We start from the raw sequence: 10,602 nt of genomic DNA, 5'->3' as shown, positions 1-10,602 counted from the left end.
ACCGCCGCCCACCCAGCCGCCCGCGTCCTCGGCGCCCCCCTCGCCCCAGCCGGGGCCGCAGGCGGCGGGGCCCGTGGCCTAGGCCGCGCGGGGCGCTGTGGTGCAGGCCATGCCGCCGGACGGGGGGAGCGGGTTGCGCCCCGGGGGTGCGAGTGCGTATGGTGGTAGATCGTTTGATCCCATTTGCCCGGCGCCCTACAGAAGCGCGCCGTGTGGCGCGTTCCTTACCTTGCCGTGGCTGACCGCATCGAGGCGGTCATTTGTGAAGCCGACACGGAGCTTGGGCGCGTGCCGAAACTCCGGAAGGTTTCGCATTTCGCATGTCCATTTCCCCTGAGCAGACCGTCATGCCCGCGAGCGACGAGATCAGCAACGAGATCTCCGCCGTGGCCGACGCCGCCCCCGCCGCCGAGACTGCCGCCGACGCCGTCGCCGAGACCGCCGTGGAGGCCCCCTCCGCTGACGCCGGCGCCGACGCCGAGCAGGCCGATGAGCAGTCCGCCGAGCCGACGATCACCTTCGGTGACCTCGGCCTGGACGCGGCCATCGTCCGCAAGCTCGCGCAGAACGGCGTGACGACCCCCTTCCCGATCCAGGCCGCGACCATCCCGGACGCCCTGGCCGGCAAGGACATCCTCGGCCGCGGCCGCACCGGCTCCGGCAAGACCCTCTCCTTCGGTCTGCCGCTGCTCTCCACGCTGGCCGGCGGCTTCACGGAGAAGAAGCGCCCCCGCGGTCTGATCCTCACCCCGACCCGTGAGCTCGCGATGCAGGTCGCGGACGCCCTCCAGCCGTACGGCGACGTGCTCGGCCTCAAGATGAAGGTCGTCTGCGGCGGTACGTCCATGGGCAACCAGATCTACGCCCTGGAGCGCGGCGTCGACATCCTCGTCGCCACCCCGGGCCGCCTGCGCGACATCATCAACCGCGGCGCCGCCTCGCTCGACAAGGTCCAGGTCGCCGTCCTCGACGAGGCCGACCAGATGGCCGACATGGGCTTCCTGCCCGAGGTCACCGAGATCCTCGACCTGGTGCCGTCCGGCGGCCAGCGCCTGCTGTTCTCCGCCACGCTGGAGAACGAGATCGACACCCTCGTCAAGCGCTACCTGGTCGACCCGGTCACGCACGAGGTCGACCCCTCCGCCGGTGCCGTCACCACCATGACCCACCACGTCCTCGTCGTGAAGCCGAAGGACAAGGCGCCGGTCACCGCCGCCATCGCCGCCCGCAAGGGCCGCACCATCATCTTCGTCCGCACCCAGCTCGGCGCCGACCGCGTCGCCGAGCAGCTGCTGGACGCCGGTGTCCGCGCCGACGCCCTGCACGGCGGCATGACCCAGGGCGCCCGCAGCCGCGTCCTGGAGGACTTCAAGGCCGGCTACGTGAACTGCCTGGTCGCCACCGACGTCGCCGCCCGCGGCATCCACGTCGACGGCATCGACCTGGTCCTCAACGTCGACCCGGCCGGCGACCACAAGGACTACCTGCACCGCTCGGGTCGTACGGCCCGCGCCGGCCAGTCCGGCACGGTCGTCTCCCTGGCCCTGCCGCACCAGCGCAAGCAGATCTTCCGCCTGATGGAGGACGCGGGCGTCGACGCCTCGCGCCACATCGTCGGCGGCGCCGGCGCCTTCGACGAGGACGTCGCCAAGATCACCGGCGCTCGCTCCCTCACCGAGGTCCAGGCCGACTCCGCGGCCAACGCCGCCAAGCAGGCCGAGCGCGACCTCGCCGACCTGACCCGCCAGCTGGAGCGCGCGCAGCGCCGCGCCGCCGAGCTCCGCGAGGAGGCCGACCGCCTGCTGGCGCGCGCCGCCCGCGAGCGCGGCGAGGACCCGGAGGCCGCGGTCGCGGCCGCCGCCGAGCAGGCCCAGGCCGAGGCCGCCGCCGAGGCGCAGGAGGCGGCCGTCGCCGCGACCGTCCCGGCCCAGGCCGCTCCGGCCCACGAGCGCCGCGACGAGCGGGGCAACTTCGAGCGCCGCGGCGGCGACCGCGGTGGTGACCGTGGCGGCTTCCGCCGCGACGACCGTCGTGACGACAACCGCTCCGGTGGCTTCCGCCGTGACGACCGCCCCTCCGGCGGCTTCCGTCGCGACGACCGTCCCTCCGGTGGGTTCCGCCGTGACGACCGTCCGTCGGGCGGCTTCCGTCGCGACGACCGCCCCTCGCACGGCGGCGGTTACCGCTCCGGCGGCAGCGACCGTCCGTTCAACCGCGACCGCCGCGACGACCGCCCGTCGAACGGCTACCGCGCCGGTGGCCACGACCGCCCGAACGGCCGCCGCGACGACCACCGGGGCGGCACCGGTTCCTTCGGCCGCCGCGACGACAAGCCGCGCTGGAAGCGCAACGGCTGACGGCGGGGCAACCGCCGACAACCGCAGGTGATTTGGGGCCCGTACGGCACTTCGGTGCCGTACGGGCCCCGCCGCGTCTGCACTCCCGTCCGACTCATCGGCCATAACGACTCGGGATAACGCGGTCGGCCGGGCTATGCTGCGGGGTGCGGGCCGTTAGCTCAATTGGCAGAGCAGTGGACTTTTAATCCATTGGTTGTGGGTTCGAGTCCCACACGGCCTACCGCGCGATGAGGTCATAGCGTCACCTGTGACCTGCATCTTTTCGCCCCGGCCGGGTTTCTCCGGCCGGGGCGAAGCCATGTTTTCGGGCTTCTGCGTGAGCGATGCGTGAGCGATGCGCGAGCGGCGGTGCTTTCGGCTGGCCCCCAGCGGCGCCTCGGGTCGCTTATCGAACTCCAGTTCGACACGCTCTGCCGGGTTGAAAGCACAGGTCAGCAGCCGCGATCCCTCCGCTCCGCTGCGCAACCAGAGGTTCGCCGAACCCTTTCCCGCGCAGATCGTTGTCGTAGGTATGACGGTACGACGACGGCGGGTGCGGCGGGGCGCTGCGAGGCGCGAGGTGTGGTGAGCGGTGCCTCGGCGGAAGGCAGCCTCTGGCGGCATCGGGGCTTCCTCCGGTACTGGAGCGCGAACGCCGTCGACCTTGTAGGCAGCGGTGTCACGCAGGTCGCACTTCCACTGGTTGCCGTGGTGGCGCTGCACGCCTCCGTCTGGCAGGTCGCGCTGTTGTCGTTCGCCCAGAAACTCCCGCCCCTGCTGGTGTCGCTCCCCGCCGGGGCGCTGGTGGACCGGCACCGCAAGCGTCCCGTGATGGTGGGCGCGGCAGTGGCCGGCGGTGCCGCGTTCCTCGTCGTCCCGGTAGCCGACGCCATGGGCCGGCTGTCCCTGGGGCTGCTGTACGGGGTGGCGCTGGTGAGCGCGGCTTCGGAGGTGTTCGGCTCCACCGCCCGTATCAGCTTCCTCCCCTCCCTGTTACCCCGCTCGCGGCTGCTGGAGGCAAACTCCAAGCTCGGCGGCATCAATTCCCTGGCCGACAGCGCCGGCTCCCAGCTCGGCGGCGCCGTGGTCACCGTCCTCGGCGCCGCCCATGCCCTCTACCTGGACGTCGCTTCCTACCTGGCCAGTGCCCTCCTCCTCGCCCGCATCCGCACCCCCGAACCGGCCGCTGCGCGGCCGGCGAAGAGCACCACCTTCCGGGCGGAGATCGCCGAGGGAATGCGCTACGTGTGGTCCCATCCCACGATCCGGCCGCTGGTGCTCGCCGCCACCGCGTACATCGCCGTCATGGCCTTCCTCACCACGCTGTGGTCCGTCTACGTGCTGCGCCAACTGCACTACTCGAGTGCGGCACTGGGCGCGACGCTGAGCGTGGCCGCGCTCGGCGGGTTCTGCGGCGCGCTCGTGGTCCGCCCGGTGGTCGCGCGGTACGGACCGAGGCGCGTCATGCTCACCACCCTGGCCGTGGCCCCGTTCACAGAGGTGCCGCTCCTGCTCGCCGCGCCCGGGCGCCCCTGGCAGGTGGCCATTGGTCTGGGAATGTTCGTCCAGCTGGGGTGTGCCGTCGTCCAGGGCTCCACCCAGCGCACCGTCCGGCAGGCCGTCTGCGACCCCGCGCTGCAGGGGCGCATGCTCGCCACGAGCCGTTGGGTCGTGTACGGATCCCAGCCGGTGGCCGCCCTCCTCGCCGGTGCTGCCGGGACCTGGCTCGGCCTGTGGAACGGTCTGGCCGCCGGCACCGTCGCCCTGGCTGCCCCGTTCGTCGTCCTGCGATCTTCCGCGCTCCCCGGCGTGCCCGAGGGCACCGCCGCCTCCGAAAAATCCCATCGGGCAGAAGAAGCCCATCGGGCAAGCGCGTGCCCGCAAAAGGAAAGTGGTGCTGCATGAGCCCTGGAGGAATTCCGGGCCAGTCCCGTCCGTCCCGCCCCGCCGGCCGGTACGTGCCGGCGAGGGGTATCTACACGGAGCCGGCGCGCCTTCAGCGGCTTGACTGGTTTCGCTCCGTCACCCGGCTGGGACTGGGGTCCTTGCAGCACACGCGGCTCGATGCCGGCAGGCTGACCGGGAACATCGAGGGATTCGTCGGAACCGTCGAGGTCCCGGTCGGCGTGGCCGGGCCCCTGCTGTTCAGCGGCGAGAACGTCCAGGGTGAGATCTACGCCCCCATGGCCACCACGGAAGGCGCCCTCGTCTCCTCGGCGACACGGGGAGCCCTGGCCGTCACCATGGCAGGGGGCGTCAGCACCCGTGCCGTCTCCCAGACGATGACGCGTGCACCCGTTTTCGCCTTTTCCCGGCTGCCGGCCGCCGACCGCTTCGCCTCGGCGATCCTCCGGCACCTCGACGATCTCCGCACGGCCATTCGGCACGTCTCCCACCATGCCGAACTCGTCTCGGTCGAACCCGTGGTGCTGGGCCGGACCGTTCACCTGAGGTTCAGGTACACCACCGGGGACGCGGCAGGACAGAACATGACCACTGCCTGCACCTGGCACGCTTGTCAGTGGATCCTGGAGCAGCCGCACCTGGTCGGAGACGAGGAACTCGAATCCTTCATCATCGAGGGGAACACCTCGGGCGACAAGAAGGCCTCGTCCCAGGCCATGGCGGACGGCCGCGGCATCCGGGTATCCGCTGACTGCCTCCTGCCGGAAGGCATTGTCGAGCGCGTCCTGAAGACGACCGCCGACGAACTGGTCAGGGGCTATCAGCACATCGCGGCCGGGGCCGTTCACAGCGGAGTGCTGGGCTCGAACGCGAACACCGCCAACATGGTGGCAGCGGTTTTCACCGCAACCGGTCAGGACATCGCCTGCGTTCACGAGTCGAGCGTAGGGCAGTTCATCCTCGAACGAACGCCGGACGGCGTCTATGCGAGCATGACCCTCCCCGGCCTGGCGGTCGGCACGGTCGGCGGCGGCACCCACCTCCCCACGCAGCACGAACTCCTGGAAGCCATGGGCTGCACAGGCCCGGGAAGCGCCGCCCGGCTGGCGGAAATCATCGCCGGCTTCGCACTGGCCCTGGACCTCTCGACGGTCTCGGCAGCCGTGTCCGGACAGTTCGCCAGCGCCCACGAACGCCTCGGGCGCAACAGGCCGGTCCGCTGGTTCCGGCTCGACGAGCTCGACGCCCCGTTCTTCGCAGCGGCGCTGAGCTCCGAAATGCCGGGCGCCGAGGTCACAAGCGTCGAAGCCGTCGACATTCCCATGGGGCCCAGCGTCCTGTCGGAGCTGACATCGCGAACGGTGAAGAAGGCCGTCGGGCTCTTTCCGATGCAGCTGCGGGTCGACCACGACGGCGTGGAGCAGAAGCTCGACGTCATGGTGAAGGTCAAGCCCACCGATCGGGAAGTCATCAAGATGGCCGGAACGGCGGCCGCCCTGTGCGGCGGTCCGGTGGCAACCCACTACCGCAGATTCGACCAGCGTCTCGGATTCGTGGGATGCGACGTACGTGAGCTGGCCCTGTACGAGCAGACCGACACCCGCTTCACCAGCCTGGTCCCGAAGCCGTACCGAACCTATCGCGATGACCGAAGGGAGGCGTATGTCATCGTGATGGAGTGCCTCGGCGGCATGGAGCGGATGGACACGTCGGACAACGCACGCGGATGGTCACGCCGGCACCTCGGCATCGCCCTGCGCGACCTCGGGCAACTCCATTCCGTCTGGTACGGCAAGGAACCGGCGCTCCGCCGGATGCCATGGATCGGACACGTGCCCAATGCCGCGGACATGGCCGAGATGAAGGACCTGTGGCTGGCCCTGGCCGACCACTCGGCGCACGAGTTCCCCGAGCTCGTCGACGGACGCCACCACGACCGGCTGGTTTCCTGCATCGGGACCGTCGACCGCTGGTGGCCGCAGATCGAGGCGATGCCCAGAACGCTGGTGCACAACGACTTCAATCCGCGCAACATCGCCATCCGGGCGGACGGCAGACTCTGTGCCTACGACTGGGAGCTCGCCACCCTGCACATTCCCCAGCACGACCTGGCCGAGCTGCTCTGCACCGCCCTGGAACCCGCCGACATCAATGCCACGGTGGTGGGAGAGCTGTCGGAAGTCCACCGCAGGTCGCTCGAGACCCACGCCCGGACCGCCATCGACAGAGGCCGGTGGGAATCCGGATACCGCCTCGCCCTCAGGGACCTGGCGGTCAACCGCTTCGGGCTCTACTTCGTCGCACACACCGTTCGCCACTACGGCTTCCTTGAGCAGTGGTGGCGGAACCTCTGGGCCCTGATCGATCTGGCGGAAGCGGCTGACGGGAGCTGATTCCCCCGCCCGGGTGACAAGGCCCCCGACTGGGTGACAAGGCCCCCGCCCAGGCGACAAGGCTCCCGCCCGGGCGACAAGTTTGCCGCTTTGCGTGTCTTCGGATCGTAACTCTGAAGGCATCGTTCCGTTAGGCCGAGCGGGTGAGGGCCGACGGTAGTGCCGCGCGGTACGGGCCGTCTCTCACCCGCCGTATCCCACCGAAAAGACAAGGCGGACCAGTGCGTTCACTGAAGCGATTCGCAGTCCTGTCCAGCATGGCCGTGGCAGTCCTGGCGTCCCCCGCGTGCATCGGGGCCGCGAGCGCCGACACGGTCGACCTGGGGGCGGGCGGTCTGCTGTCCAACGTCGGGAGCAGGACCTCCTCGACGCACTCCAACCTGTGCGGCGCCAGCAGGGTGGGCGTCCTCAACGACCGGACCTGTGTGACCCGGCACGTCTCCCACCCCCACGGTAAGAGCCGTCAGGTGTCCGGCCCGAGCGGCGGTCTGCTCTCCAACATCGACTCCCGCAATGCCTCCGGGTTCAGCAACAACTGCGGGACGGACACCGTCGGAATCCTCAACCACACCACTTGCGTCGCCGAAGAGAAGTAGGCACGCACGTCGCCGAAGAGAAGTAGGCGCGCAAGCGGGCCGCGCCCGCACGCCGGCGAGGCCTTCGCCGGCACCGGGCCGCCGGGGGGCGCACGGCCCGCGCACGCTCCGTCCTCCGAGCCAACCTTGGACGCCCCCCGCGTGCCCGGGCCTCCGCGCACCCAGTTCCCCGAAACCCCGCACCCGCCTTGTGTTCGCGCCGCTACGGTAAGTGCGCGGGGTGGGTGCGGCGAGGGCCGGGAGGTCGGAGGCATGGAGAACTCGCGAGCCGGTGGGAGCGGAAGCGGAAGCGAGCGAGGGGAGCGGGGCAAGCAGCCCCCGGCGTGCGGGGCGCACAGGGGGCGCACGGAGCACGGCCAGGGCCCTGGCGGCCCTGCGGAGGCCGCCGGGCCCGCCGCCGGATCCACTGCCGGGTCCACCGCCGGGTCCGAGGCGACGCCCGCCGAGCACGTGGCGGCGCTGCTGAAGCGGGCACAGAACGGCTTCGAGATCGGCGAGCCGGTCCTGGCCCGGCTGCGGACGGCGCTGATGCATCAGGCGGAGCTCCGCTCGTACCGCCAGCGCAATGACGAGCACCGCCCGCTGCGCTGCAATTCGTACCGCCACGTCTTCCTGCTGGCCGACGGCAGCAGCCTGCTGCTGTTCGAGCTGGAGCACGACACCGGCCCGGAGGACGCCTTCGTCTACGAGCTCTACGCGGACGAGGATGCCCTCGACCGCGCCGAGCAGCGCGTGCACGAGCGGATCGGCGGCGGCATCGGCCCGGGCAGCGAGGGCGACGAGCTGCCGGCCTGGCTGGCGGAGGAGCTGCTGCTGGCCATGGGCCCGGCCCAGCCCCGCCGGGAGTACGTGGCCGACGCCTCGCCCGATCACGCCCGGCGGCTGCTGCGCCGCGCGGAGAACGAGGACGGGCCCGGCGAGGTGGTGCGCGAGCTGCTCCAGGGAGCGCTCGGTCACCACATCGCGCTGATCACCAAGCCGCGCCGCCGGGGCGCCGGGCGCGACGCCACCTGGTGCCGCTTCTACGAGCACGCGTTCCTGCTGGAGGGCGGCGCCGAGCTCAGCCTCTGGGAGCTGGAGCACAACATGAACAGGGACGGCCGCCTGGTCTGCGAGGTCTATCTGGACGAGACGGAGGCCGAGGTGGCCGCGGACCGGCACGCCCGGGCGCAGGGCGTGGAGCTGTAGGAGCGGGCGGGCACCGTCGGCGCGGGCGGTGGAACGGGGGCCGCCGACGTGTGCTAGGAGAGTGGTGCGGGGGTGTGCTAGGCTGAACTGACGTTTCAGTTGTGGTACCCATGAACTCGTGTGCGCCTGACGGTTATGTGAACCGACGGCGCATTTTTGTTTTTGCCGGTCTATTCCGGTGTGGGGCCCCTTGCATCCATCGATCACCGGTGGATGTATCCACTAAGGAGATAGACATGGCTACTGGCACCGTGAAGTGGTTCAACTCGGAAAAGGGCTTCGGCTTCATCGAGCAGGACGGCGGCGGCCCCGACGTCTTCGCCCACTACTCGAACATCGCCTCCAGCGGCTTCCGTGAGCTGCTCGAGGGCCAGAAGGTTTCCTTCGACGTCACGCAGGGCCAGAAGGGCCTGCAGGCCGAGAACATCGTCACCATCTGACGATGATGCCCGCCCGGTCCGCCGTCTGACGGCGGCCCCGGGCTTTGCATGAAGCACACCGGCAATGGGGCCCGCACCACTGGGTGCGGGCCCCATTGCTGCCCCCGCGCCGGCCGGCGCCCGCTGCGCACCGGCCGTCGTCGTCCCGCCCCAGCGCGCCCAGGCTTTTCCGCCGTCCTGCCGTCCGAGTGGTTCCGAGCCGAGTGGTTCCGAGCCGTTCAGGCCGGCCTCGCGATGCGAAGTCTTCTTTCCGGGCGTGTCCACCCCCTTTGAGGGAAGGTCCCACCCGCATGACTCGCTCCGACCGTCCGACGACCCGCGCGCCCCGTGCGTCCCGCGGCTCCCAGCAGAACCGCCCCCAGCGCTCCGAGCGGCCTGAGCGCTCCGAGCACTCCGGTCGCGCCGACCGTTCCGGCCGTCCCGGCCGCGGCTCCCAGCAGGGCCGTGGCGGCGCCCGCCCGGCGACCCGCCGGCCCGCCGCCCCGCAGGGCGACTTCGAGACCCCGGTGAGCACGACCCCGGCACTGCCGCCGGTGACGTCCTTCGCCGACCTGGACATGCCGGCCGGCCTGCTCTCCACGCTGACCCGCGAGGGCGTCACCGAGCCGTTCCCCATCCAGGCCGCGACCCTGCCGAACTCGCTCACCGGCCGTGACGTCCTCGGCCGCGGCCGCACCGGCTCCGGCAAGACCCTCGCGTTCGGCCTGGCGCTGCTGGCCCGTACGGCCGGCCGCCGCGCCGAGCCCGGCCGCCCGCTCGCGCTCGTCCTCGTCCCGACCCGCGAGCTGGCCCAGCAGGTCACCGACTCGCTCGCCCCGTACGCCACCGCCGTGAACCTGCGGACGGCCACGGTCGTCGGCGGCATGTCCATCGGCCGCCAGGCCCAGACGCTCGCGCGCGGCGCCGAGGTCCTCGTCGCCACGCCGGGCCGCCTCGCGGACCTCATCCAGCGTGGCGACTGCAAGCTCGGCGACGTGCGGATCACCGTCCTCGACGAGGCCGACCAGATGGCCGACATGGGCTTCCTGCCGCAGGTCACCCGGCTGCTGGACCAGGTCGACCCGGAGGGCCAGCGGATGCTGTTCTCCGCGACCCTCGACCGCAACGTCGACCGGCTCGTCCGCCGCTTCTTGTCCGACCCGGTGACCCACTCCGTCGACGCGTCGGTCGGCGCGGTCGTCACGATGGACCACCATCTGCTGCACGTCACCGAGACGGACAAGAAGGACACGGTCACCCGGATCGCCGCCCGCGACGGTCGCGTGATCATGTTCGTGGACACCAAGCGGGGCGCCGACCGCCTGGTGAAGAAGCTGCTTGCCGAGGGCGTCCGCGCCGCCGCGCTGCACGGCGGCAAGAGCCAGCCGCAGCGCAACCGCACGCTGGACCTCTTCCGTACGGAGCAGGTCACGGCCCTGATCGCCACGAACGTGGCCGCGCGCGGCATCCACATCGACGGCCTCGACCTGGTCGTGAACGTCGACCCGCCCATGGACCACAAGGACTACCTGCACCGCGGCGGCCGCACGGCGCGCGCGGGCGAGTCCGGCACGGTCGTCACGCTGGTGCTGCCCGAGCAGCGGCGCGAGATGAGCCGGATGATGGCCACGGCCAAGATCTCCCCGAACGTCGTCACGGTCGGCCCGGACCACCCGGAGCTCGTGCGCATCACGGGCGCCCAGGAGCCGAGCGGCGTTCCGGTGGTCATCCCGCCGCCGGCGCCGGCGCAGCCGGCGCCGGC

The 10,602-nt window shown here is 71.2% G+C and carries 7 protein-coding genes and 1 tRNA gene; all 8 read left to right on the top strand.

The features are described from left to right. Nucleotides 1–320: 320 nt before the first annotated feature. Nucleotides 321–2,357, top strand: a complete 2,037-nt coding sequence (locus ACSNOH_RS29710; protein WP_436724537.1) for a DEAD/DEAH box helicase — start codon at nucleotides 321–323, stop codon at nucleotides 2,355–2,357. Nucleotides 2,358–2,507: 150 nt separating this feature from the next. After that, nucleotides 2,508–2,580, top strand: a tRNA-Lys gene (locus ACSNOH_RS29705). A 107-nt stretch (nucleotides 2,581–2,687) separates the two neighbouring features. Next, the gene (locus ACSNOH_RS29700) at nucleotides 2,688–4,244 is read left to right on the top strand and encodes an MFS transporter (RefSeq protein WP_436724536.1); all 1,557 of its coding nucleotides are present in this window, start codon (nucleotides 2,688–2,690) and stop codon (nucleotides 4,242–4,244) included. Next, a complete protein-coding gene (locus ACSNOH_RS29695) occupies nucleotides 4,241–6,637 on the top strand; it encodes a phosphotransferase (protein WP_436724535.1) in 2,397 nt (798 codons plus the stop codon). The genes ACSNOH_RS29700 and ACSNOH_RS29695 overlap by 4 nt, the downstream gene beginning before the upstream one ends. A gap of 257 nt (nucleotides 6,638–6,894) precedes the next feature. Then, a complete protein-coding gene (locus ACSNOH_RS29690) occupies nucleotides 6,895–7,233 on the top strand; it encodes a hypothetical protein (RefSeq protein WP_436724534.1) in 339 nt (112 codons plus the stop codon). Between the two features lie 252 nt (nucleotides 7,234–7,485). Beyond that, nucleotides 7,486–8,421, top strand: a complete 936-nt coding sequence (locus tag ACSNOH_RS29685) for a DUF6227 family protein (RefSeq protein ID WP_436724533.1) — start codon at nucleotides 7,486–7,488, stop codon at nucleotides 8,419–8,421. Nucleotides 8,422–8,657: 236 nt separating this feature from the next. Continuing rightward, nucleotides 8,658–8,861 carry a cold-shock protein gene (locus tag ACSNOH_RS29680; RefSeq protein WP_109282060.1) on the top strand — a complete coding sequence of 68 codons (204 nt, stop codon included), beginning with the start codon at nucleotides 8,658–8,660 and terminating at the stop codon, nucleotides 8,859–8,861. A gap of 290 nt (nucleotides 8,862–9,151) precedes the next feature. Further along, a partial coding sequence (locus tag ACSNOH_RS29675) for a DEAD/DEAH box helicase (RefSeq protein WP_436724532.1) occupies nucleotides 9,152–10,602 on the top strand: 1,451 nt, incomplete at its 3' end.

Source organism: Streptomyces sp. URMC 127 (assembly GCF_051386535.1).
Lineage (GTDB): Bacteria > Actinomycetota > Actinomycetes > Streptomycetales > Streptomycetaceae > Streptomyces.
Note: the sequence above shows the minus strand (reverse complement) of the source record. Positions and strands in the feature narration are given on the sequence as shown.